Source organism: Flavobacterium xanthum (assembly GCF_900142695.1).
Classification (GTDB): domain Bacteria; phylum Bacteroidota; class Bacteroidia; order Flavobacteriales; family Flavobacteriaceae; genus Flavobacterium; species Flavobacterium xanthum.
This window is the reverse complement of the sequence record NZ_FRBU01000007.1, coordinates 27,481-53,882: the sequence shown is the minus strand read 5'-3', so window position 1 is coordinate 53,882 and position 26,402 is coordinate 27,481. Positions and strand designations below refer to the sequence as shown.

At 36.7% G+C, this 26,402-nt stretch carries 15 protein-coding genes; 7 read left to right on the top strand and 8 right to left on the bottom strand.

Going from position 1 to position 26,402, the window contains the following annotated elements:
* The first annotated feature begins 47 nt into the window (after window positions 1-47).
* From BUC11_RS04455 to BUC11_RS04440, 4 genes are all read left to right on the top strand, one after another.
* Window positions 48-434: a GxxExxY protein gene (locus BUC11_RS04455; RefSeq protein WP_073352315.1), complete on the top strand. Its 387-nt coding sequence runs from the start codon at window positions 48-50 to the stop codon at window positions 432-434.
* A gap of 49 nt (window positions 435-483) precedes the next feature.
* The gene (bioD, locus tag BUC11_RS04450; RefSeq protein ID WP_073352313.1) at window positions 484-1,101 is read left to right on the top strand and encodes a dethiobiotin synthase; all 618 of its coding nucleotides are present in this window, start codon (window positions 484-486) and stop codon (window positions 1,099-1,101) included.
* A 57-nt stretch (window positions 1,102-1,158) separates the two neighbouring features.
* Window positions 1,159-2,430, top strand: coding sequence for an adenosylmethionine--8-amino-7-oxononanoate transaminase (bioA, locus tag BUC11_RS04445; protein ID WP_073352311.1), 1,272 nt, complete (start codon window positions 1,159-1,161; stop codon window positions 2,428-2,430).
* A gap of 155 nt (window positions 2,431-2,585) precedes the next feature.
* Window positions 2,586-3,761: a beta-ketoacyl synthase N-terminal-like domain-containing protein gene (locus BUC11_RS04440; protein ID WP_073352309.1), complete on the top strand. Its 1,176-nt coding sequence runs from the start codon at window positions 2,586-2,588 to the stop codon at window positions 3,759-3,761.
* 171 nt (window positions 3,762-3,932) lie between these two features.
* Here BUC11_RS04440 and BUC11_RS04435 read toward each other — a convergent pair whose 3' ends face one another.
* On the bottom strand, window positions 3,933-4,412 hold the full coding sequence (locus tag BUC11_RS04435) for a regulatory protein RecX (protein WP_073352307.1): 480 nt from the start codon (window positions 4,410-4,412) through the stop codon (window positions 3,933-3,935).
* 461 nt (window positions 4,413-4,873) lie between these two features.
* Here BUC11_RS04435 and BUC11_RS04430 point away from each other — a divergent pair, with 461 nt between their 5' ends.
* The 3 genes from BUC11_RS04430 to BUC11_RS04420 all read left to right on the top strand — a co-directional run bounded on the left by BUC11_RS04430 (window position 4,874) and on the right by BUC11_RS04420 (window position 18,370).
* Window positions 4,874-8,848: a T9SS sorting signal type C domain-containing protein gene (locus tag BUC11_RS04430; RefSeq protein WP_073352305.1), complete on the top strand. Its 3,975-nt coding sequence runs from the start codon at window positions 4,874-4,876 to the stop codon at window positions 8,846-8,848.
* 256 nt (window positions 8,849-9,104) lie between these two features.
* On the top strand, window positions 9,105-14,324 hold the full coding sequence (locus BUC11_RS04425; RefSeq protein ID WP_073352303.1) for a T9SS sorting signal type C domain-containing protein: 5,220 nt from the start codon (window positions 9,105-9,107) through the stop codon (window positions 14,322-14,324).
* A 212-nt stretch (window positions 14,325-14,536) separates the two neighbouring features.
* Complete coding sequence (locus BUC11_RS04420) at window positions 14,537-18,370, top strand: delta-60 repeat domain-containing protein (RefSeq protein ID WP_073352301.1); 3,834 nt, start codon at window positions 14,537-14,539, stop codon at window positions 18,368-18,370.
* Between the two features lie 62 nt (window positions 18,371-18,432).
* Here BUC11_RS04420 and bioB read toward each other — a convergent pair whose 3' ends face one another.
* The 7 genes from bioB to BUC11_RS04385 form a co-directional block, all read right to left on the bottom strand.
* Complete coding sequence (gene bioB, locus BUC11_RS04415) at window positions 18,433-19,518, bottom strand: biotin synthase BioB (RefSeq protein ID WP_073352299.1); 1,086 nt, start codon at window positions 19,516-19,518, stop codon at window positions 18,433-18,435.
* Between the two features lie 252 nt (window positions 19,519-19,770).
* Window positions 19,771-20,226 carry a hypothetical protein gene (locus tag BUC11_RS04410; RefSeq protein WP_066079607.1) on the bottom strand — a complete coding sequence of 152 codons (456 nt, stop codon included), beginning with the start codon at window positions 20,224-20,226 and terminating at the stop codon, window positions 19,771-19,773.
* Window positions 20,227-20,341: 115 nt separating this feature from the next.
* A complete protein-coding gene (locus BUC11_RS04405) occupies window positions 20,342-21,271 on the bottom strand; it encodes a bifunctional riboflavin kinase/FAD synthetase (protein ID WP_073352430.1) in 930 nt (309 codons plus the stop codon).
* Window positions 21,272-21,370: 99 nt separating this feature from the next.
* Complete coding sequence (locus BUC11_RS16900; protein ID WP_175547726.1) at window positions 21,371-23,407, bottom strand: M43 family zinc metalloprotease; 2,037 nt, start codon at window positions 23,405-23,407, stop codon at window positions 21,371-21,373.
* Window positions 23,408-23,576: 169 nt separating this feature from the next.
* Entirely contained in the window at window positions 23,577-24,251 is a 675-nt protein-coding gene (gene pth / locus BUC11_RS04395) for an aminoacyl-tRNA hydrolase (RefSeq protein WP_073352295.1), read from the bottom strand.
* A 292-nt stretch (window positions 24,252-24,543) separates the two neighbouring features.
* On the bottom strand, window positions 24,544-25,155 hold the full coding sequence (locus BUC11_RS04390) for a 50S ribosomal protein L25/general stress protein Ctc (RefSeq protein ID WP_066079356.1): 612 nt from the start codon (window positions 25,153-25,155) through the stop codon (window positions 24,544-24,546).
* Between the two features lie 89 nt (window positions 25,156-25,244).
* On the bottom strand, window positions 25,245-26,186 hold the full coding sequence (locus BUC11_RS04385) for a ribose-phosphate pyrophosphokinase (protein WP_073352294.1): 942 nt from the start codon (window positions 26,184-26,186) through the stop codon (window positions 25,245-25,247).
* Between the last annotated feature and the right edge of the window lie 216 nt (window positions 26,187-26,402).

Here is a 26,402-nt window from a genome sequence, read left to right as displayed (position 1 = left end):
CACAGATGCCACGGATTAAAAGGATTTTAACTTTTAAATAGTAAAAAATGACTGAAATTTTGCACAAAGAATTGTCGGAATCTATTTTGAAAGTTTTTTATGAAGTTTACAATGAATTGGGGTATGGTTTTCTTGAAAAGGTGTATCAAAATGCAATGTATTTGGAATTAAAATCGCAAGGTTTTAAAGTGGAACCTCAAAAGCAAATTAAAGTATATTATAAAAACGAACTTGTTGGTGACTTTTTTGCTGATTTATTAATTAATGGTGTTATAATTTTAGAATTAAAGGCTTGTGAGAGTTTGGTAAAGGCGCATTATGTTCAAACTTTAAATTATCTAAAAGCTACAAATATTGAAATAGGGTTGTTATTAAACTTTGGAGAAAAACCAGAAATTAAAAGACTGATTTTCACAAATAATAGAAAAAATTAAAGAATCTATATAAATCCGTTTAATCCGTGTCATCCGTGGCCAAATATCTATGAAACTATTTATAACAGGAATTGGAACCGATGTTGGTAAAACCATTGCATCATCTATCATTACAGAAGCTTTAGAAGCTGATTATTGGAAACCTATTCAAGCGGGAGATTTAGATAATTCCGACAGTCACAAAGTCAAATCGTTTTTATCGAATACAAAGACCGTCATACATCCCAATAGTTATGCGTTGAATACGCCAGCGAGTCCACATTTTGCAGCTGAAATAGACAAAATTACTATTGATTTAAAGAAAATTATCGAACCGGAAACAGCTAATCATTTAGTAATTGAGGGTGCAGGAGGAGTTTTTGTTCCATTAAATTCAAATGATTGTGTCATCGATTTGATTCAGCCGGATTATAAAGTTGTGGTGGTTTCCCGTCATTATTTGGGCAGCATTAACCATACTTTATTGACTATTGAAGCTTTGCAGAACAGAAAAATCGCAGTTGCGGGAATTGTTTTTTCGGGCGATGAAAATAAAGCTACTGAATCTATCATTTTATCTAAAACAGGAGTTAAATGCATTGGTAGAATAGAACGAGAGCCCTATTTTGATCAAAATGTAATCAAAGAATACGCTGATTTGTTTCGGGAACAGCTATTGAGTTTATAAAATCTTTGTGAGACTCTGTACTTTCTCTGTGTATCTTTGTGAAATATATTATTTAAAATGACTTTAACAGAAAGAGACGGCCAATATCTTTGGCATCCGTATACTCAACATAAAACCGCAGCTTTGCCTATTGCCATCAAAAGAGGAAAAGGTGCTTTGCTTTGGGACGAAAATAATAAAGAATATATTGACGCCATCGCTTCGTGGTGGGTCAATCCGTACGGACATTCCAACACATTTATTGCCGATGCCATTTACAAACAACTCACCACATTAGAACATGTGTTATTTGGTGGATTTACACATGAGCCCGCTATTTTGGTAGCCGAGAAGTTGATGGAAATTTTGCCAAAAAACCAACAAAAGATATTCTTTTCGGATAATGGTTCTACGGCTGTTGAAGTCGCAATTAAAGTCGCTTTGCAGTATTTTTTCAATAAAGGAGAAAAGAGAACGACGATAATTGCTTTCGAAAATGCTTTTCATGGCGACACTTTTGGTGCGATGGCAGCAAGTGGAATTTCTTTTTTTGTCGAAGCTTTTGAAGGAATGTTTATTAATGTGGTTCGGATTCCGGTTCCAGTTAAAGGACAAGAGCAAGAGAGTTACGAAGCGTTGCAAGCGGTACTAAAAAACAACAACTGTGCAGGTTTTATTTTTGAACCTCTCGTTCAAGGAGCCGCAGGAATGGTGATGTACGAACCGGAATCGCTAGATCAATTGATGCGAATTTGTCAGAAGCATAATGTGCTGACCATTGCGGATGAAGTAATGACAGGCTTTGGGAAAACTGGTAAAACGTTTGCAACAGATTATTTGGTTGAAAAACCAGACATGATGTGTTTGTCCAAAGCGTTGACTGGAGGAACGATTCCTATGGCAATTACGACTTTCACGCAAGATTTATTCGATGCTTTTTACGATGACGACATTAACAAAGCATTGTTTCATGGCCATACTTTTACAGCAAATCCTACAGGTTGCGCAGCGGCTTTAGCTAGTATGAAATTGTTGCAAACGGATGAAATGCAAGCCAACATAGTTCGTGTCAATCACCAACATTTGGAGTTTCAGGAGCGTGTTAAAAATCATCCGAAAGTAGTCACAACCCGAGTGCTGGGCGTTATTTTTGCATTAGAAATAAAAACTGAAAGTGCTGCTAGTTATTATGGAACATTGCGGAATAAACTCTATGATTTTTTTATCGAAAACGGAGTGATTTTGCGTCCGGTTGGTAATATTGTCTACATTTTGCCACCGTATGTTATTACTGATGAGCAGTTGCAAAAAGTGTATCAAGTGGTCGAAAATGCTCTAGAAATAGTTTAATTTTGCCTCCAAAGTTATTACACAAATATTCACAAAGAAGACGCAGAGATTCACAAAGAAAGAGGATTGAAAATTTTCTTTAATAATAGAAAAACGTAGCGGATCTTAGAGTTTTCTTTTTGAATTTTCGTGAAACAAAATAAAAAATTATCCACTTGCAACAACAAACAATCTCCATAACCGCCATAGCTTCTATTTCTCCATTGGGTACTGACTCAAAAACAATTTGGGAAAACTACCTCCATGAAAACCATTGTTTTACGGAACATGTTTTAGATCATAAAAAGACTTTTGTAGCGACTTTAGACGCTAATTCAGAGCAAGTTGTTGGTGCTTTACGAGAGTCAGATCACAAATACAAGTCGCTAGATAAATCCGTATTGTACGCTATCGCAGCTTCTCGCAAAGCGATTGAAAATGCGGGTTGGACTCAAAATGACGTTTTTGGAATCAATATTGGATCCTCTCGTGGTGCGACGGTTTTATTCGAAAAACACCATCGGGATTATTTACAAACAGGTAAAGCACAAACCCTTGCATCACCAACGACGACTTTGGGAAATATTTCCTCTTGGGTCGCTCATGATTTACAAAGTTCAGGACCCGAAATTTCACATTCTATCACGTGTTCAACGGCCTTGCATGCTTTGTTGAACGGCGTGGCTTGGCTTCGCGCTGGAATGGCAGATAAATTTTTAATAGGCGGTAGTGAAGCTCCATTAACTGATTTTACAATTGCTCAAATGCGAGCGCTGAAAATTTATGCAGAAAGCGACAATCCGCAATCGGGGCATATTGAATGGCCTAACCGAGCACTAGATTTAGAGAAGAAACGAAGCACGATGATTCTAGGGGAAGGAGCTGGCGTTTGTTGTCTCGAAATAGGGGCGACTGACAATGCTTTAGCGTATATCGAAGGAATAGGTTATGCCACAGAAATTTTGGAACATAATATTTCTATTTCGGCAGAGGCAACTTGCTTCCAGAAATCTATGAAAATGGCATTGGAAAACACCGAATTATCCGAAGTAGATGTAATCGTGATGCACGCACCAGGAACCATCAAAGGGGATATAACGGAATATAACGCTATTGAAAAAGTATTTGGAAAAAACCTGCCCTTGTTGACCACTAATAAATGGAAGATAGGCCACACTTTTGGCGCATCAGGAATTTTGAGTCTGGAATTCGCTATATTGATGATGCAACACAATAGGTTTATCGGAGTGCCTTTTGCGAAAGCACAAACCCAAACCAAACCCATCAGAAAAGTCTTGATTAATGCGGTTGGTTTTGGTGGAAATGCGGTGAGTATTCTTTTGAGTTTGTAACGATTTACTTGCACTCATTAAAATACAAAAAAAGTAAGCCCATAAAATTGCTCTAGTTTTTAGTGCTTTTTAAAATAGTGACCTACAAATTCGAGTTGGTTACTATTATTGGTGATTGAGATAACCTATAAATACTAGTTTTAGTTTGCAATTAAATTGTAATAATCGGTACTAATCCGTGTTCAAATCCATCAGCTCCTTTACTTTTTCGTAAACTAAAGTGCTTTCAAAGCCTTTTCGAAGCAGGTAATCACAGCATTTTTTACGTTTTTTTAACAAATTAGTTTCTCGTACAGATTCCCAGTTTCTTTCTGCGACGGTATGGAAAGTAGCTAAATACTCTTCTGCTGAGATTTCTCTGAGTGCCAGATTGATATTGTATTGTGTGATTTTCCGAAATTTTAATTCATTCACAATTCTCATTTTTCCCCAAAACTTGATACGGTGCTTTCCTCTGGCAAAACTGCAGGCAAACCGACTTTCATTCAGGAAATTATCTTTGATCAGATGCACTAGAATAGTATCAATTTCATCTGAATCCATTTTCATGCTGCGTAATTTTTGAACTACTTCTTCATGACAGCGTTCTTGATAGGCGCAATAATGCTCTATTTTGTGGATGGCTTCTTTTATGGAAAAGATTTCTTTCATAAATTCTTTTGTAAGGCAAACGGGTCAACAAGCAAAAGTAGTGTTTATCTTTTATTCTAAAGATAGTTTTGTGATTAAGGAACTGCTTTTGATTGTAAAACGTAACAATAAAGACTATTTTTTTAAGACCAAATCATGAGCAGTTTCGTCTGTACCGATACTGATTATCAGCAGCCTTGCTAGTATAATTTTTGGAGCGCTTTCCTATTAATTTTTTTGGAGCGCATTTCTTAGAAATACCTAATGAAAATGCTGGAAGATTTTCATTTTTCAAAAGTTTTTTTTGTGATCTTAGGTAATAAAAAAGTGTATTTAATCGGTTATTATTGCTTTTTATCGACAATATGCCTTTGTATTTAAAATGGGATAGTACCTTTAATGAATGAATTGATTTTCAGTTCTTAATTTAAAAAATTAAAGGCTTTTTGTACAAAATTAGCTGATAAAATATAAATCTCATTATGAATAAAAAAATACTTTTTCTAATTCTATTTTTTTTGTCTATCGAAGCATCATTTGCGCAAATACAGTTATCGGGGAATATCACAACTAGAAGTGCAGACATAAAAAAAAATGATTTACCAGAGATAACAATTAATAAACCTACTGGTATAAATGTTGGTGATATTATGTTGGTTACTATTGCTCAACAAGAAAATGACAAACAAACAAATACAACAGCTATAGGTTGGAATTCAATTGCTAATGGTGATATCGAAGGTGGAGGCAAGAATGCTTGGGGATCAATTTTGTATAGAATTGTTACCTCCTCAGATTTATCCACAACGAGTTACACCTTTACTTTGGGTGAAGAATCAAAAAAAGTTGTTGGTACAATTGTCGCTTTTTCGGGAGTAGATATAAATAATCCTATAGAAGCAATTAGTAATCTAGCGCGTAACAATAATGATAGAGATACTTCTACGTCTGCAATAACGACGGTTACTCCAAATGCGGCTGTTTTACTATTTGGTATGTCAAAAAAAAATCTCACGTTTGATAATTGGCAAACTACAACTCCAGGGACTTTAACTGAATCTTTTGACAATCAAGGTTCTGGTGATGCCGCAGTCGCTATGGCTTGGGCTTTAAAGCCAACAGTTGGGACTACTGGAGCGGGTTTAGTTCGCCTGTCAGAGGATAATGATAGGACTGGTACGATATTAATTGCTCTAAAACCCGTTTGCCCCCCAATATCAAATAATAATGTCTCATATTCCAATGGTACGTCAGGACAAGTTAATGCCACTGCGAATGAAAATAATAATGCAGGATTAAATGCACCAGTTAATACGTATTTTGCTACAGTGAATTTTGCAAGTTATGGAACGCCTAACGGTTCTGCTCCAAGCTTTATTCTAGGGGCTTGCCATTCTAATACTAGTCAAAGTGTAGCTGAAAGTTATCTGTTAGGCAATACCACAGCTTCGATATCCGCAACAAATAGTGTTTTTGGAGATCCTTGTGAAGGAACTTTAAAAAGATTATATGTTTCAGCAACTTATGCACAACCTATCTGTAATGGTACTGCTGTAACTATTACTGGAACTGCACCTTCAGGAGGCACGGGAACTTTTACATATCAATGGCAAAGTAGCACAACAAGCGCAACGTCCGGTTTTGTAGCTGCGGCTGGAACTAATAATGGTTTAAATTATTCAACAGGAGCACTTACTCAAACTACTTGGTTCCGCAGAGTAGTTACCTCTTGCAGCACGACGAGTACATCTGCCATCGTTTTAGTTAGGGTAAATGCAGTAGTTGGTGCTGGTTCTATAGGAGCCAATCAAGCAATTTGTAGTGGTAGGACACCCGCGCCTATTACTTCTACATTAAATGGAACTGGTTCTGGAACCGTTACTTATGAGTGGCAAACAAATGCAAGCGGAAGTTATGTTACTATTGCTGGAGCTACCGGTGCAACATACAATCCACCTGCACTTACCGCAACAACAAGTTTTCAACGAAGAACAGTTTCAGTAAGCGGTGGTATTACTTGTAATAGTCCATATACTTCTCCGGTAACTATAACTGTTTCTCCTGTATCTGGAGATCAAGTAACTTATGGAGCAAATTCATGGATAGGGTATGTTTATGCGAATACGAATGGTGGCAATCCGCCAAACAATCCATTTACCACCACGTATAGAGGATATGTAACACAGCCGGAAATTTTCAATTTAGATTTGGCAAACGGTGCAATTTCAGGCCCCAATTTATGCGGTACTTATGATACGAATTTTGCTGTACGATATAAAATGACACAAAATTTACCTGCAGGTTGTTACACCTTTACTGTAGGTGGTGACGACGGTTACCGTTTGAGTTTAGATGGAGGAGCTACTTATGTAGTCAATAACTGGGATGATCATGCCTACGAAAGTACAGTTTATACAGCATATCTTAGTGGTTCCACTAATTTTGTGTTAGAGTATTTTGAAACAGGAGGTCAGTCTAGAGTTAGTTTTTCATACGTTTATATTGCACTTGCGGTACCTACTATAGGTATAATAAATCAGCCGAACTGTGTACTGTCTTCAGGCAGCGTACCGTTGAGTGGGTTGCCTACAACTGGCAGTTGGACAATTATTGCAAGTCCAAATACAACTGGTTTAACAGGATTAACAGGAAATGGAGAAACTGCAACAGTGGGAGGCTTAGTAGTTGGAACGACCTATACTTTTTCAGTTTCGAATGGGACTTGTGCTTCTTCTGTTTCCTCTAATGTGGTTATTAATAATGTGGTAACAACTACTTACAATGGTACTAGCTGGACTTCGCCGCCTACACTTTTAAAAATAGGAATTATAGCAGCTCCATCTGCAGTTCCGATTAAAATCTCTAGTAATACAGAATTATGTTCTTGTACAGTGAATTCAGGTACTACAATGCTAGTTGATCCAAATATTTCTTTAAAGTTGCAAGACAGGCTTACAGTAAATGGTAAGTTAACTTTTGAAAACAATGCGAGTTTGATTCAAGTAAATGATAATGCAATTAATTCAGGTAAAATCACCTATCAACGGCAAACTTCACCTTATAAACCATTTGATTATATCTATTGGTCTTCGCCCGTTGAAGGGCAGGTATTACGAGATGTCTCTCCACTTACACCTTCAGATAAATTTTATTCTTTTGATGTTGCTACTTATGACTGGAAGCCGGAAGATTCAAATTCAAAAATGACTAATGGAGTTGGTTATATCATACGAGGGGCTAATTATGTATTGCCTACACCACCAGGACTTCATCAAGCGTCTTTCTTTGGAATTCCAAATAACGGTTTAGTTACTGTAGCAATTCCTTCTACTGCTGCAAATTCAGAGTCGTCAGCGCTCTTGGGGAATCCTTATCCATCGGCATTAGATGCAAACAAGTTTTTAAGGGATAATATTTCGATATTAGAAGGAACTTTATATTTTTGGACGCACAATACGGCAATTCAAGATGTAGGAAACATTACAAATGGTTCCCAAGGATCAGGAGCTTTAGCTTATACCTCTGATGACTATGCTACTTATAATTTGACTGGAGGTGTTACAGTAGTTGCAACAGGAAATATTTTGGGAGGAATTACTCAAATTGTAAATAAACCTTCAGGAAAAATTGCCTCAGGCCAGTCTTTTTTTGCGGGAATTAAAGCAGTTGCTGGTACAGTAAAATTTGAAAATAGTATGCGAGTAGGTGTTGGTGGTATAACAGGAACTAATAGTCAGTTTTTTAGAACAGCAAACAAGAAATTTGATGCGACAACTACTTCCGAAAATCACCGCGTTTGGTTGAACCTTACTAATACGCAAGGTGCATTCAAACAACTTTTAGTGGGTTATATTACAGCAGCTACAAATGCTTATGACCCCTCTTTTGATGGAGTAAGTTTTAATGGAAATGAGTTTATTGATTTTTACAGTATCACTGATGATGAAACGCTGACCATACAAGGAAGAGCCTTGCCTTTTGAAGAAAATGATGTTGTCCCCTTGGGATATAGTTCCGCAATTGAAGGTGGTTTCACCATCAGTATTGATGAGGTAGACGGATTATTTACGTCTCAAAATATATTCTTGGAAGATAAACTAAATGGCTCTGTTCATGATCTTAAGAAATCAGGGTATACTTTTGAAACCAAAATAGGAACCTTTGATGATCGTTTAGTTTTGCGGTACACAGATAAAACATTAGGAATAGCTGATTTGGACCAACTAGAGGATCAAGTGATTATTTCTAAGGACAAGAATGAATTGAAGATAAAATCAGCAAACGAAACGATAAAACGAGTTACTATTTTTGATTTACAAGGAAAAAAAGTGTTTGATAAGGAAGCTTTAGATGAAACTGAATTCCGTTCTTCAAATGTTAGTTTATTTAAGCAAACGGGAATCGTAAAAGTGACTTTGGCTACTGGTCAAGTAATCTCTAAAAAAGTGGCTTTTTAACACTTTATAAAAATTTATGAATCGAGTAAAAATCCCATTTTATTTTTAATATGATGGGATTTTTTTTGCTTTATAATTTTTTTAGTTTGTAAAATTTAAAACAAAACGCATCATTTTTTGTATTTGGTCTATGTTAGTTGCTTTTAATCGGATTAATTTTGAATTGTGGGGAATATGATTTGCTTTTGTAACTATTATGATAAAACAGATTTAGTTGTTTTCTTATAATCGCCCCGCAAATCAATTCTACATCCTTATGATTAAAAAATTACGTTCCCCATTATTTATACTTTTAGCGCAGTTTGCCGCTTCATTACAAACCCAAAAAATAGAAAAAAACAGTAATAGTAGTACTGATTTTCCTTTCGAATTTGGTGATCTATTGGGTGCGTTTCGTTTTGGTTTTACAGTTCGAAAAACACTATTCTTTGTTGTGTTGCTTTTTTCTTTTATAGTGGCTAATTCACAGACGATAACTTCTGCTGGAAGCGGAAATTGGAATACCCCAGCGACATGGGTTGGAGGCGTGGTTCCTAGTGCTGCAAATAATGTTACTATAGTTGCAGGACATGCAGTAACGGTGACAACCGCTGCGAGTATTACTAATCTTAATTTGAGTACCGCAACCAGTAAATTAAACATAAATAGTAGTCAAGTATTAACCGTTGCAGGAACTTTTTTAAATAGCGGAACGACAAGTAATGGAGTAAATGGGCCTGGCACAATACTGTTTACCGGGACGGCTACTTTTGGGAATTTAACACCAACAGGTAATCGGCCTAATATTATAATTGGAAATGGGATAAGCGCAAATACTGTAACCGTTGGAGCAAACACCTTAATTAATGATGTTACCGTTAACACAGGAGCTACTTTGAGTACTGGGGCTAGAGCAATTTCCGTTAACGGGAATTTTAATAATAGTGGTACAATAACAGGGACCTCAAGTGTCGTAACACTTTTGGGGAATTTTACTAATAATGGAAATGTGTCGCTTACTTCAGGACAAGTAAATCTAACATCGGGTGATTTTACCAATGCAAGTACGGGTATCTTTACCTTAACAACAACAGGAAGAATTACCATGACTATCGGTAATTTTAGCAACCTAGGAACAGTAACTTATTCTGCCAATGGAAGATTATATTTAGGAGGTAATTATAGTAATTCAGGAGCATTTACGCTAACTAACGGAGGGTTGGTTTACTTTACGGGAGCAGCCAATCAAACTATTCAAGGATACACAACTACTGGTACAACAAGCATGTTTAAAACTGGCGGTACGGTTACATTTACAGGAAATGTAAATGGTGCTTCTTTAACGCTAAATGGAACTAGTGGGACATTAAATCTTGGGGCCTCAGGGCTTACACATACTTTTACAGGAAATATTACAAGAACGGCTGGCACATTAAACTGTGGCTCAAGTTACCTGAAAGTAGGTGGAAGTTTTTCTGGAACTGTTGCAGTATTTATTGGAGGAACTGGGACAGTAGAATATTATAGGGTTGGTACTCAAACTGCAGCAGTAGGAGAATACAATAACCTCATAATTTCAGGTACTTCGAATAAGACTTTTCCAACAACACCTACGGTTAATGGAACATTAACTTTGGGAGGTACAACAGCAGGTATCGTGGTTACTACTGGAGTGGTTACTTATGGTGTTAATGCGAGTTTAAAATATAGTAAAGGGACTGCTTATGTCGCCACCTTGGAAGAGTGGGTTACGCCTTTTGCAGCTACCGGCGGAGTTGTAATTGACAATATTGGTACAGTATCGATAACTTCAGCTAGATCTTTTAATAATGGTATCCCATTGACTGTAAATAGTAACGGTAATTTAGCGCTAACAACGTCTTTATTGACTTTAAATGGAGACCTAGGCAATAATGGGACCGTAAGCGGAACGACAGGTGGTGTTACTATTGCTGGTACAGTGCCTCAGAATATTGGAGCTTTTTCAACAACGGGAACAATAGCTATGACAAAAACTGCAGGTACAGCAATTTTTACTGGCCCTGTCAGCGGAGGTGCTCTAACCATTAATGGAACTGGAGGAACTTTAAATCTAGGCGCAGGATTCACTCATGTTTTATCAGGTACTGTTACTTTATCAAACGGAATTTTAAACGGTGGTTCAAGCAGGCTTAATGTAAATGCAACTAGTAGTACTGCTTGGAATGGTACCGGTACTAATTTTATGGCTGGAACTGGAACAGTAAATTTTGGTGGAGTAGCTCAAACATTAGCCACTGCGTCTACTTTTTATAATCTTATATTTTCTAATTCTGGACTAAAAACTTTAACAGGGGTTCCTACAATTATCGGCATTCTTTCTATGGAAGATATAGCCACCGTAAATACAATGCCTATTTATGGAACAATAGCTAAACTGCAGTACAATAGAACCTCACCTTTGGCTGCGGGATCGGAATGGGTTTCGCCGTTTGAGGCGACAGGAGGAGTAACTGTCTTGAATACAGGAATAATTACGAGTAATGGCAATAAAATTTTTAGCTCGTCGGTACCACTTACAGTCGATAATAGTGTTGGAGGTGGTTTAAGTACTGGAGGTTTTGCGCTTTCAGGTGCAGGAATATTAACGGTTGATGATGGGGCTACATTGTTTGTAAGTGGGACAGGAGCTTTTCCTTCTGGTTTTGCGACCAATAATTTAACATTAGCAAGTACCGTAGATTATAATGGAGGTGCTCAATCTATTGCGGCACAAAATTATGGAAATTTATCTCTTAGCGGTTCAGGGAATAAAACTTTTACAGGAGCAACAACGGTAGCAGATGAACTAGCAATCGGTATTTCAGCCACTGCATTCCTATTAAACGGTACAACTTCAACTGTACAAACACTTACTTTTGGCGGAGTTACACAAGCTTCAACATCTTGGGGAGGCACAGCCTCTTTCGCGACAAATAGTGATGCTGCAAGGTTTGGTACTTCCACAACAGGAATTATAAATGTTGCTATCGCTTGTACCCCTGGGACTTGGTTAGGTACTATTAGTAATAACTGGAATACGGCGGGAAACTGGTGCGGTGGAACTATTCCAATCGCCAGCACGAATGTAATTATTTCCGCTGCGTCCAATCAACCTAATATTGGCACGACAGGTGGTGTTTGTCGTAATTTAAGTATTGCGAGTGGAGCTACATTGACTATTTTAGGTTCGAGCACTTTGACCATTAGCGGTAATTGGATTAACAATGGCACTTTAACTAGCGGTGGTACTACTACTTTTAATGGCTCTATTGCTCAAAATATAGGTGGTACTGGAATAAATGTATTTAATAATTTAACCAATTCTAAAAGCACCACCCCTTTAAATGCATTGGCTGGGATAACTATAAACGGAATATTGAATAACAGCACTGTTAATTCAGTGCTGGACATGTCAAATTTTGCATTGATTGGAGGCGTTTCTTTTTCTAATGCTGGTTTGGGTCAAATAAGAACAGCAAATGCATCAGCTACTCCAATCCCATCTGGAAAAACATGGGCAAATTCCGTTCTGTATACTTCTTTAACAGGCGGTCAAACTGTCGTTGGAGGAACATACAGTAGTACGTTAGCACTTAATAATACATCTGGAACTCAAACAGCTTCGGGCAATATTGCAGTTGGAAATCAATTTAATATAGTAACGGGTGGCAATTCCAGGTTTAGTATGAATGGATTTAATTTGTCAGTAGGAAGTCTTAATATAGCTACCCAAAATGCGGTTTTGGACATGATTGGAGGCGCTTTAACTCATAGCATTCTGGTGAATATGAATGGAACGATTCGTTTTTCTGGTGCTGCCAATGGAAAGGCTTTTTCATCTGGTACAGTTGAATATTACGGTGCTGGACAGACTGTAGCAGCCGGAAGTTATAACAATCTACTCTTCAGTGGTGTAGCAGGAAGTTATAGTGTCACAAATGATCTAGACATTAACAATACACTTACCGTTAGCAATGGAGCAGTTACAGTACAAGGTGGAGTTTCAGTAAGTGTAGATAATGCGGTTACAGTTACTACGCCAGGCACCTTAACACTAGAGAACAATGCCAGTTTAATTCAGACTACTTATACTGGAGTAAATACAGGAACTATAATGGTAAAAAGAAATACGACACCAATAATAAATGATGATTTTACGTACTGGTCATCACCTACAAGTGGTTCACAAACTTTATATGATTTTTCTCCAAATACTCAAAGTGATAAATTTTTTGATTATAATAATGATTGGGCAAATGTTAACCAGAGTACAACAGTATTTACACCTGGAATAGGGTACGCCATTCGATCCCCAGAAGGTACTAATGCCACAGTTCCAACTGCAACATCCTTTCAGTTTGTAGGTGTGCCTAACAATGGAACAATCACTGTGCCTTTAACGGTTAGAAGTTCAGATAATTTGGGGGAAAGATTAGTTGGTAATCCATACCCATCAGCACTTGATGCTGATGCCTTTATTGCTGCAAATATCTTAGGTACAGCAAATCCAGGGACTATAAATCAAACCATAACAGGAACTTTGTATTTCTGGACTCATAATCACACGTTATCAGGGAATGATTATGTGGCGTCGGATTACGCTACCTATAACTTATCAGGAGGGTCTGGAGTCGATACGGGCACTGGAAATGTAATAGATCCAACGCAATACATAGCATCAGGCCAAGGATTTTTTATAGAAACCGATGCAGCAGGCAATCTTACGTTTAACAATTCTATGCGTGATAATATTGACAATACCAATTTTTATAGAACAAAAGCAAAAAAGGAAGTAGAAGAGCGCCACCGAATTTATTTAAGGATGACGAATAATACGGTTAATTCAAGCCAAACCACAGTTGCGTATGTGACAAATGCAACTAATGAATTTGAAAATGGGTACGACAGTTATGTTTATGATGATGCGCAGCCGTATGCCATGTACAGTTTAATTGGCACAAGCAAAATGGTTATTCAAGGTAGAGCAGTTCCATTTGTAGATACGGATGTTGTTCCATTGGGCTATGCTATAAATCAAGCTGGACCAGCAACCATAGCGGTGTACAATTATGACGGCCTATTTTTAGAAGAACAAGGTATTTTCTTAGAAGATAAAGTATTAAATGTTATTCATAACTTAAAAGAAGATCCTTATAATTTTATCTCTGCAGTCGGAACGTTTGATGATCGCTTTGTATTGCGCTATACGGATAAAACACTAAGCACGGATGATTTTGGTATCCTAGAGCGGCAAATTGTTATTTCTAAAGATAAAAATGAATTAAAGATAAAATCAGAATTGGAAACCATAAAAAAAATTATGGTTTTTGATATTCTGGGTCGAAAAATCATTGATAATCCAGCAGTAAACAGCAATGAATTCCGAACTTCAAATAGTGCTCTGAAGAACCAAATAGGCATAGTAAAAGTGACATTGACCAACGGTCAGGTCCTCTCAAAAAAAGTTGTTTTCTAGACTCAAGGAACTAAATTTTGAATCCGATAAAAACCCCATTCTGTTGTAGACTGAATGGGGTTTTTATTTATGTAAATATCACTAAATGTGGGTATTGTGAATAGGAAAGATTGTCTTTACTTTTATTAAAAATACTTTAGTTCTGATACTATCGCTATTGCTAATAGATTTTTAAAGCCACTCTAGATTTGAAAACAAAACTACTTTACTTCGTGATTGCATTTCTCTATTCGACCTTAAATCCCGCTTATTCTCAACAAGGAAAGGTAGATGTAGCATTCAACACCTATGATGACGGTTTACAGGGCGACGGTTTTGATGGAACAGTCAGAACAACGGCGTTGCAGGCTGATGGAAAACTGATTGTGGGAGGTGATTTTTTGAACTTTAATGGAGGTGCAACTCCCTATTTATGTCGATTGCTGCCGGATGGTTCTAAAGATCCTTCCTTTACATTGGGTACCGGTTTTCAGGCTAATGTGTATTGTACTTTAATACAACCGGATGGAAAAATAATTGTAGGAGGAAACTTTACAGCATTTAATGGATCTAGCGCCGGAAAAATGATTCGATTGAATCCTGATGGCTCTCGGGATCCTACTTTTGATACTTCGAATGCGGCAACTACTGGAATCGTGTATGACTTAGCCTTGCAATCTGATGGTAGCATTATCATAGTTGGTAGCTTTACAAAGTATGGTTCAGCTACTGCAAACCGTGTGGCTAGAATTTTACCCAATGGAAATTTGGATCTAACATTCGCAATGGGAATTGGTGCCAGCTCATTGGTAGAGGAAGTCCATATACAGCAAGACGGAAAAATTCTGTTGGGAGGTTCCTTTATTTCATTCAATGGCGTTGCCTGTGGTAGAATAATGCGATTGAACTCCAATGGTTCTGTTGATGCTACTTTTGTTACAGGAACGGGTTTTGATGCCAACGTATCAGCACTTACAACGCAAACGGATGGCAAGATTTTGATAGGAGGTTCCTTTTTAAATTTTAATGGTGTTACGGCTAATAAAATAATTCGGTTGAACTCCAACGGATCGGTCGACAGCTCTTTTATTTCCGGATCAGGATTTAGTAGCGGTACAGTTGAAATTATTAATGTAAGCGCTGCCGGTGCTATAATAATTGGAGGCTCGTTTAATGACACTTATAATGGAACTGATGTTAATAAGATCATCTTGTTAGAGGCTAATGGAGTGATAAATCCAGCATTCGATATTGGATCTGGACCCTCAACTGGCACAGTGAATGCGATTACAGAGGAAGTAACAAACTCGTGGTATATCGGTGGTTCGTTTTTAGTTTTTGATTCCCAAACTCAAGGTCGTCTAGCTAGAATTGATGTTTTTGGATCTTTAGATATCGGTTACCTTACCGCTGGAGTGGGTTTTAATAATTCGGTTTTAAAAGTAATTGCTTTAGCAGATAATAAAACGATGGTTTTTGGAAGTTTTACCAAATTCAATGGAACCATTTGCAACAGAGTAACGCGCTTGTCCGAAGATGGAATTCTTGATTCTTCTTTTAATACTGCTGCTACCGGAGCCAATAATTCTGTAAAAACCGCTATTGTACAGCCTGATGGCAAAGTTCTTATTGCCGGCGTTTTTACAAATTACAATGGTATCGTAAGAAATAGGATTGCCAGAATCGAAGCGAATGGAGAAATTGATGCGGCTTTTACTATTGGTACGGGTTTCAATACTCAGGTATATGCTTTGGCGTTACAGCCAGATGGCAAAATAATTGTAGCGGGAAATTTCACCAGTTACAATGGTATTAATGTCAATAGAATTGTTCGATTATTACCTGATGGAACTTTGGATTCTGGTTTTGCCATTGGTTCTGGTGCGGATGCTATTGTAGACTGTATTTTGTTGCAACCAGACGGAAAAATTGTTTTGGGTGGCCAGTTTACTCTTTTTAATGGGGTGTCTCACAATAGGATGGTTCGGTTGAATGCAGATGGAAATTTAGATTTGGGATTTTCAACAGGTGTTGGTTTTGATAAAAATGTCTACACAATTGTATTACAATCAGATAACAAGCTAATTGTGGGTGGCGTATTTTTAAATTACAAAGGCGTTTCCGCCAAAAGAATCCTGAGATTGAACAGTGACGGTAGTTTAGATACGTCATTTACAACCGGAACTGGTTTTAGTAGCGGAGAAATTAGGGCAATCCTTGTCCAGCCAGATGACCGATTGTTGATTGGAGGAACGTTTGCTGGAAATTATAATGGAACAGCAGTCAGGCGAATGGTGCGTCTTCTTTCCACTGGAATCTATGATGCGACCTTTAGTGTGAATTTAAACAATACGTTATTTAGTATTTGTTTTACACCAAGTAATAAAGTGATGATTGGAGGTAATTTTAATTCTGTTTCTGGTGTAGCAAAGCATCGTTTGGCTCGGATTAAGCTTTGTACCAATAGCTCTGTTTGGAATGGGTCTTTTTGGAACAATGGAATCCCCTCGGCAGAAAAGACTCTTATTTTTAACAAAAATTATACCGCAGTAAGTAACCTAAATTCCTGTTCTTGTACTATCAGTGCAGGAAATACAGTTACAGTTCTAGATGGAAACACCTTAGGTTTGGCTTTTGACTACGGGGGTTTAGGGACCTTAATTCTAGAAAATAATGCGGCTTTGTATCAATCTGAAGAGCAAGTCAATAATTCAGGCACCATTGAGCAGAAAAGAAAAACAACTCCTATGCTCGTGACTGACTACACGTATTGGTCCTCACCCGTTTCAAGACAAAAATTGATTGACGTTTCTCCCGACACGCCTATAGATAAATTTTATTCGTTTGATGCATTGAGAGATTCCTGGTTTAATGAGAATGCAAGTAATTTAATGTCCGTCGGTAGAGGTTATATTATACGTGGTCCAAAGGCTTTTTCCGAAACTACCGCAGCAAACTACGAAGCTATTTTTAAAGGAGTTCCAAATAATGGTTTGGTTTCAGTTCCAATAGCGGCAACCGATACTTCCAACTTGATTGGTAATCCTTACCCTTCAGCCATAAATGCAGATTCCTTTATAAATGGGAACAAAGGAGTTATAGACGGAACCATTTATTTCTGGACACACAATACTGCTATTAATAAAAACGTATATACTTCAGATGATTATGCAGTATACAATCTTCTAGGAGGTGTAGGTACAAGTGCTGCTTTAAATTCAGGAGTTAATAATGCAAAACCAGATGGAAAAATAGCCTCTGGACAGTCTTTTTTTGTGACGAGTAATAATGGCGGTGGATTTGCTGTTTTTAATAATACAATGCGGCTTGTGGGTCAGAATACTAATTTTTTTAAAGTAAGTTCACCAAAAAAATCCAAATCCAGCACGATGGAAAAACATCGTATTTGGCTCAATTTATCGAATAGCGATGGAGCTTTCAAGCAGATTTTGATAGGATATGCCGAGGGAGCTACAAATGATTTTGATCCTTCTATTGATGGAGAGAGTTTTGATGGGAATCAGTATTTAGACTTTTACAGCATTAATCAAGAGAAGAATTTAGTGATACAAGGGAGAGCTTTACCCTTTGATCCAACAGATGAAATTAAATTGGGATTCACTAGTACAGTAGCGGGGAACTTTACAATTGAAATCGATGAAACAGATGGGCTTTTAGCAAATCAAAGCATTTTTATCGAGGATAAATGGAGTAATACCGTAGTGGATGTAACCCAGGAAGATTATGCTTTTACTACTGCAATTGGGACTTTTAATGACCGTTTTGTTATTCATTTTATAAGTAGAATCTTGAGTGTGAAGGATACGGAAAAGGATACAGAATCCCTTTTTGTTTCATGTAAAAATAAAGAATTGCGCATAAATTCAACCAAGGAATTCATCGAGGAAATTATAATCTACAGTCTAGAAGGGAAAAAAATATACCACAAAAACGGTATAAATAAGACCGATTTTTCCATAACAAATTGGTTTTTAGCTCCTCAAATAGTGCTGGTAAAAATAGGTATGCAAAACGGGCTTTCTGTTACTAAGAAAGTGCGCTACTAATTTTCATAAAAAAACCATCTTGCTTAAACAAGATGGTTTTTAGTATTGATTTTAAAAAACTATTATTTTTCTTTAGCAGAAGCCTCAATATTTTTTTCGATAGTATGTCCAGGTCTGGACCATTTTGGTTTTTCACCAAGTGGAGCAAATTGAGAATTTTCAGCCTCAACGGTTTGTGGTTGAGAAACTTTTGTAAATGGTTTTTGAGGGTTTAAACCTAACATTTCAAACATTTTCATGTCTTCGTTTACGTCAGGATTTGGAGTTGTAAGTAACTTATCACCAGCAAAAATAGAATTGGCACCAGCAAAGAAACACATGGCCTGACCTTCACGGCTCATGTTCATTCTGCCAGCAGATAAACGAACTTGGGTTTCCGGCATGATGATTCTGGTAGTGGCTACCATTCGGATCATTTCCCATATTTCTACTGGTTTTTCTTCTTCCATTGGAGTTCCTTCAACAGCAACCAAAGCATTTATAGGCACTGATTCTGGTTGAGGATTTAATGTAGAAAGCGCCACTAGCATTCCTGCTCTGTCTTCGATGCTTTCTCCCATTCCAATGATACCACCGCTACAAACGGTAACGTTGGTTTTGCGAACATTGACTATGGTTTGCAAGCGGTCTTCAAAGCCGCGTGTCGAAATAACTTCTTTATAATATTCTTCAGAGGTATCTAAATTGTGATTATAGGCATACAAACCTGCTTCCGCCAACCGATGTGCTTGGTTTTCAGTGATCATCCCAAGAGTACAGCACACTTCCATATCTAGTTTGTTGATGGTGCGAACCATTTCTAAAACTTGATCAAATTCAGGACCGTCTTTTACGTTCCTCCATGCTGCTCCCATACAAACACGGGACGAACCACTTGATTTTGCACGTAAAGCTTGTGCTTTTACTTGACTAACAGACATTAAATCATTTCCTTCAATGTCAGTATGGTATCGTGCCGCTTGCGGACAATACCCGCAATCTTCTGGACAGCCACCTGTTTTTATTGACAATAAAGTCGAAACTTGAACCACGTTAGGATCGTGATGCTCTCTATGAATAGAAGCTGCTTCATAAAGCAAGTCCATCATAGGTTTGTTATATAGTGCAATAATTTCTTCTTTGGTCCAATTGTGTTTTGTAATGCTCATTGATACGATTTTATAATGTGTCAAAAGTAGTTAAATTGTTCTAAAGAACCAATGCAATAGTATTGAAAAGCCCAGTATAAAAATTTACTCAACTATAATTATGTAGGGATGTACAAGTGCTTTTGTATTAAAAAAGCTGTTTTTAATTAAATAGGATTAATTCATAATTATAAATAAATAAAAAAACCGCGTAAAAGACTTTGATATTGCTTTTACGAAGTTTTTTTAAAAAATGACTAAGGATAAATTAATTTAAGATTTTGTATTGTGTTTGTCTGTAGTATAACGGGTATCCCAGTATAACATAAGCATAAAGGTAACAATTACCGCGGAAACAATTCCTTCAAATAATAAGGAGATGGAATAACTCATTATAGATGGATCACCTCCAAATAAAAACGTTCTGGACAATGATGCAATGTAGGCATTTCCACCTCTAGAATAGCTGTAAATAATTAGTGCAATAATGCTTAAAAAGACTCCTGTTAATGCTGTGAATAGTGCGGAAACGGAATTAGAAACCAGTATCCTTTTCCCTTGAGCAAAATTTTCCTCAAGTGTTTTATGCGTACCATAAAAAATAAACAGGACGTTGAAAAGGCGTAAAAGATAAATATCTGCTAGACCCAAAAGTTCCATTATTAAGAAATAAATTCCAATGCCTACTACTATAATGAATCCATTTACTAATTCTTTCGGTATTTTCATAAAGCTGGTTTTAAAAGTTGAAAAATCATTTTTTTTAGATAAAAAATGTGTGACACTCAAAATTAAATAAAAAAAGGGAATTTTTTATCAAAAAACGAAAGAATTTATTGAGAAATTACAAAGTGTTTATAAAGGCAAGTGCGTTTTTTTTGTCAATTTGTAGTTGCTCTTTTAAGAGGTCAACCGATTCAAATTTTTGTTCGGAACGAATTCTTTTTAGTATTGAAACACAAATAGATTTGTTGTAAATGTCTTTGTCAAAATCGAAATAATGGATTTCAATAGACTGAACATCTCCATTAACTGTTGGGTTGAATCCAATATTCATCATTCCAAAAACAGTTTTTTGGTCCAATATACTTTTTACAATGTACACTCCGTTTTTGGGAATCAATTTGTAGTTTTCTTCGATTTTTAAGTTGGCTGTTGGAAAATTAATCGTTCTTCCCAGTTGTTTTCCTTGAATAACATTTCCAGTTAGGAAATAATCATAACCTAAATATTCATTGGACAAAGTCATGTCTCCGTGCAATAACGCATTTCTAATTTTGGTTGAACTCACGGAAATGTCATTGATTTCCTGAACCGATATTTGTTCAACTTCAAAATCATATTGTTTTCCAAAAGCAATCAGATCATCAATGTTTGCTGTTCGATTTCTTCCAAATCTATGATCATGACCAATAATTATTTTCTGGATATGAAAGCAATCTACAAGAATCGTCTTTACGAATTCCTCAGCAGTCAATCTTGAAAATGTTTCGTCAAAAGGATGAATTACAAGGTTTTCGATGCCAATTTTCTCCAGTAAATCTATTTTTTCATTGATGGTGTTGAGCAATTGTATGTCCGAATGTTCTTGTAGGACCATTCTAGGATGCGGAAAAAAAGTAAGCACTAAGCTTTCGTATTTTTCATTATCAGTGTTTTGAAGTACTCTTTCCAGAATTTTTTTGTGACCAATGTGAACTCCGTCAAAGGTTCCTAACGTTATAATTGTTTTTTTTGTGGAACTGAAATCGTTTATAGAATGAAAAATATTCAAAGCAAGTGTTTTATAATAGCGCAAATTTAAGGTATCCAATTGATATAACTAAAAAAGGATTGAAAACTTCAATCCTTTTTTAGTTAATTAAGGGTTATTTTATTTCTTAATGAACTTAACGGTGCTTGTTTCGGCTTGATTTTTAGATAATTTTAAAAAATAAATACCTTGAGACAAAGTGGAAACGTTTATGCGTAGATCCTCTTCTGTTTCTATCTTTTTTGTTTTTATGATTTGACCTAAACTATTGATAATGGTGTAGGCTTCCGGAGTTTCTAATTTATTTTGAACAACAAGATTCAATATATTTGATGTAGGATTGGGATACAAGTAGACAGCGTTTGAGTTTGTTATGTCGGCTGTAGCGAGTGATCCAATTATAAAACTTTTAGACTCTACTTCGCCAAACTTTCCACCGGTAGCAATAATCTCATCTGATGGTGTCGATAACGTATAAGAACCAACTCCGTAATCACAACAAATACCATCCAGTTCAGTATCGTAAATAGTAAAGGTATAACAGCCATTAGTTGGTAGGTCAAAACTAGTTTTTATAGGTGCGGGAAGTGGACTGTTTGTAGGCGTGTCAGTATAAGGACCACCTTGATACAGTTTAGTCCCTGTTGCATTAGTAAGTTCCCAGGTAGTTTCTGTTCCAAAACGGTCTAATTGCAATGAAAATGTCACCGTGTTAGTAGCGTAGTTTTTGGTAATGTCAAAATTTACCGTGTTGCTATTGTTATTCGAATTTTGATCCGTGGTTGCGTTTGCGCTAATGATTGTTGCAGTGAAATTATGATTTCCTCCACTTGAAGTCACGTTATTTAAGGTGATGTTTTGGGATTCGTTGTTGGCAAGAGAGCCGGTCCAATTATATGTTTGCAAGTTCGCATTGTCAACTCCGTAAGTAATTGAAGCCGAGGTTAATCTTGCGCTTCCTTTGTTGATTATTTTGATAACTGGAATAAAAGAATTGTTGCAAGGAATAATATTTAAGTTTAGAACAATTGTAGCGGCATCATTGGTAAATACAACGCCTGGGGTAAGCGCATCAGAGGTTTTTAAAGCGGCTCTTCTTATGGAATTATTCATAACGGTGATCATACGCGTTTTTTGATCTGCCGTAAATATGTTCATGCAGGCATCATTGGTATAGTCCATATAGTTTTCAATCATGTCTAAGCCAGGAGAAGTGGGGCAGGAGTCAACACCTGTTGGACAGCCTTCATTTGATTGTCCCGCGATGGGTGTGTCATTGCAAAAATCATCTACACCGCAACCTCCGTCTCCCCAAATATGTCTTAGGCCAAGCCAATGTCCTACTTCATGTGAGGTAGTTCGTCCTTTGTCGTAATTTGTTAAATAGGTCCCACCAGGAAAGTAGCTGGATGATCCAAAAAAAGCATATCCAATGACTACCCCATCGGTAGCAGCTGTTCCAGGATCTGCGCTTATGCCAGAAAGTCCAGATCCACTTGGAAACTGTGCATAGCCTAAAAGTTCTGTACTCGTAAATTTTACTATCCAAATGTTTAAATATTTTTCAGGATCCCACTGTGTTTGTGGTTTTACAATAGTATTAATGTCATCGGTAGACCAGCTTTCTTGCTCTAAATTCACATGGTTTATTCCGTTTGATAATACTCCTGCAGGATCTCGTTTTGCTAGAGCAAATTCAATTTCTACATCGGCTCCTACTGGGTTGGTGTTATAGCCTGGAGTGTTTAGTTTTTTTCTAAAATCTTCATTTAGTACTTGAATTTGAGAAATTACTTGCTCATCAAATATATTTTCATCTGCACCTAATAAGTCTCCGTTGTGAATCACGTGCACAACTACAGGAATGGTTATAACAGCATTTGTTTTAAATTCTTTAGGCGAATTTTCTGGTTTGTTTTTCTCCAAGTTGACTTTGGGAGCAATCCATTGTTCAAATTCAGCTGTAGACAATCGTTTAGGATTTTTGGCTTTCAAATAGTCTTCATATTCCGTGGTGGCACATCGAATTATGGAGCCTGCTTTGATTACTTTCTTTTTGCCAAAAAGCATTACTTCCTTTGTGTTGCTGACCTGAGCGAAAGTAGCGCTGACCGTAAAATGGAGAGTTAATAATAAAAGAAAAGTAATTTTTTTCATGGTGTCAGTATTTTTTGAATTCAAGGAAATCAGCTTAATTATTGGTGAGATTCGAAAATAGGATTAGGGTTATATTTTTCTACGTAAGTAGGTGAACGAGGTCAAGTTAAAGATGCTATTTTGGTATAAAATTAAATAATTTTTCTTTTCGATGGACATTAAGGCTTTTTTATTTCCCATTAAAAGCAGTCATGGTATTTTCTAATCCTGCGGTGCCAAAAGATTTTATTATCTCTGATGCTACTTCTAGTCTTTCTGGCAGTGCTGTTTTTTCTGTATCATCCCAGTCGCCAAGCACATAGTCTACTTGTTTTCCTTTTTTGAATTCATCACTGATGCCAAAGCGGAATCGAGCGTAGTTCTGCGTGTTTAGTACTAAGTTGATGTTCTTTAATCCGTTGTGTCCACCATCGCTTCCTTTTTGTCGGATGCGAATGGTTCCAAAAGAGAGGTTTAAATCATCAGTAATTATCAAAATATTTTCCAAAGGAATTTTCTCTTTGTCCATCCAGTATTGAACGGCTTTACCGCTCAAATTCATATAAGTGTTTGGTTTCAAAAGTAGAAACGTTCTTCCTTTGAATTTGTATTCCGCTAGTGCGCCTAGTTTGACAGTTTCAAAATTGATTCCTTCTTTCTTAGCCAAGAAATCCACTATTTTAAATCCGATGTTGTGTCTTGTATTGACGTATTCAGCGCCTATATTACCAAGTCCAACTATTAAAAATTTATTACTCACGCTTTCTATATTGTTTTTTTTGTGTTCGTGAACCTCCGGTTTCATATTAGCTGTATTGTCTTCTATTTGTGGTGATGAGATTAAATTTGAAATCCATTTTATCATATTGCAAAAGTAAACTTAATTACATGATTTGACTATTACATATTTAGATAATTTCCAGATGTTAGGGAGGAATTACATAAAGAATAATAAAAGTGTAGAGTAGCCCAGATTGTAGTGAAAATCCTTATTGCTCGCTTTTTAGCGTGCAATAAGATTGCAACGAAAAGCGGGACGATTAGGGTGTAATATCGAAGGAGTGTTGCTCCTAAAAATGCGAAATAAGTAGCGATTATAAATCATAAAAAAAGCACCAGTTTTACAACTGATGCTTTTAAATTTGATAGAAAAAAGATTATTTTTTCTTTCCTTTTACTGGAGCTTTCGCTGCTTTTGCTGCTTCTTGAGCTGCTTTCATAGCCGCACGAGAGATTCTTACTTGAGCAACAACCGTGTTTTCAGGGTGAATCAATTTGTAGTTGTCGTTTGCTAATTTAGTAACGTACAATTTGTTCCCCATTTCAAGTGGAGTAATGTCAGCTTCAATAAAATCTGGAAGATTTTTTGGTAAAGCTTTTACTTTAAGTTTACGCGTGTTCAAACGTAAAACACCACCTGCAAGAACACCTTTAGAGGTTCCAACAACTTTTACAGGAACTTCCATAGTGATTTCTTTGTCATCAAATAATTGAAAGAAGTCAATATGTAAAATCTTGTCAGACACTGGGTGAACCTGAATGTCTTGTAAAATTGCGTTAAATGATTTTCCTTTTCCAAGATCGATCTCAACTGTGTGAGCGTTTGGAGTGTAAACCAAGTTTTTGAAAGCCATAACTTCTGCTGAGAAATGAACTGCCTGATTTCCTCCGTATAATACGCAAGGAACCAATCCAGCATTACGTAAGGCTTTAGTCGCAACTTTGCCCACGCTTTCTCTTTCTGATCCTTTAATTGTAATCGATTTCATTGTAAAAAAAATATAGTTAATAATTATTATTCATTTTTTCTCTCCTCTCCTTTTGATTGGCTCGATGGCCATCGCGAGTAGGTAAGGATTTACATGATAAACTTTCCACTGATGGAATTGTTGTGGTGTACCATGTGCATTACTTCAGCAAAAAGAGGTGCACAACTCAACACTCTTATTTTTTTTGATTCTTTCTTCAACGGAATAGAATCGGTCACTATTAATTCTAGTAATTTAGATTTTTCTATTTTTTCGTAGGCGTCTCCTGATAAAATAGCGTGGGTACAGATGGCTCTAACGCTCAATGCTCCCTTTTCGATCATTAAATCAGCGGCTTTCGCCAAAGTGCCTCCGGTATCAATCATGTCATCGACTAAGATTACATTTCTACCTTTTACCTCGCCAATTAATTCCATGGTGTCGATAATGTTGGCTTCTTTTCTTTGTTTGTAACAAATCACCACATCCGACTCTAAAAATTTAGAATAGGCGTAGGCTCTTTTTGAACCACCCATATCTGGCGAAGCGATAGTCAAGTTGTCTAGTCCTAAACTTTTCACATAAGGCAAAAAGATGGTTGATGCAAAAAGATGGTCTACCGGTTTTTCAAAGAATCCTTGAATTTGATCGGCGTGCAAATCCATGGTCATTACTCTTGTTGCGCCTGCTGCATCTAATAAATTAGCTACTAGTTTAGCTCCTATCGGAACTCTCGGCTTGTCTTTTCTATCTTGTCTTGCCCAACCGAAGTATGGGATTACTGCCGTAATGTGTCTTGCCGAAGCACGTTTTGCAGCATCAATCATTAGTAACATTTCCATTAAATTATCTGCTGTTGGAAAAGTAGAGCAAACAATAAATACGCGCAATCCTCTTATAGACTCTTCATACGAAGGTTGAAACTCACCGTCACTGTACTTTGACATGGTAATTTTCCCTAAAGGGATTCCGTATTCCTTTGCTATTTTCTCAGCAAGATAGACACTTTGTGAACAAGCAAAAATTTTAGCTTCTGGTTCTAGGTGTAACATTTAGTTTGTTGTTTTTATTCCGATTTGCTACAAACAGGCTTACTTTGTGATTTTGCATCTGCTCTCTGTTTGTATTTGCCTCGGGTGTAGTTAGTTGTGTGTTGTGTTTTTAACGAGGTGCAAATTTATAAAATTTATTCAACTCTGAAAGGAAAAAATTAAGTATTTTTAGTTGAACATTTAATATTATTTTTTACATTTGCACCGTGTTAAAGG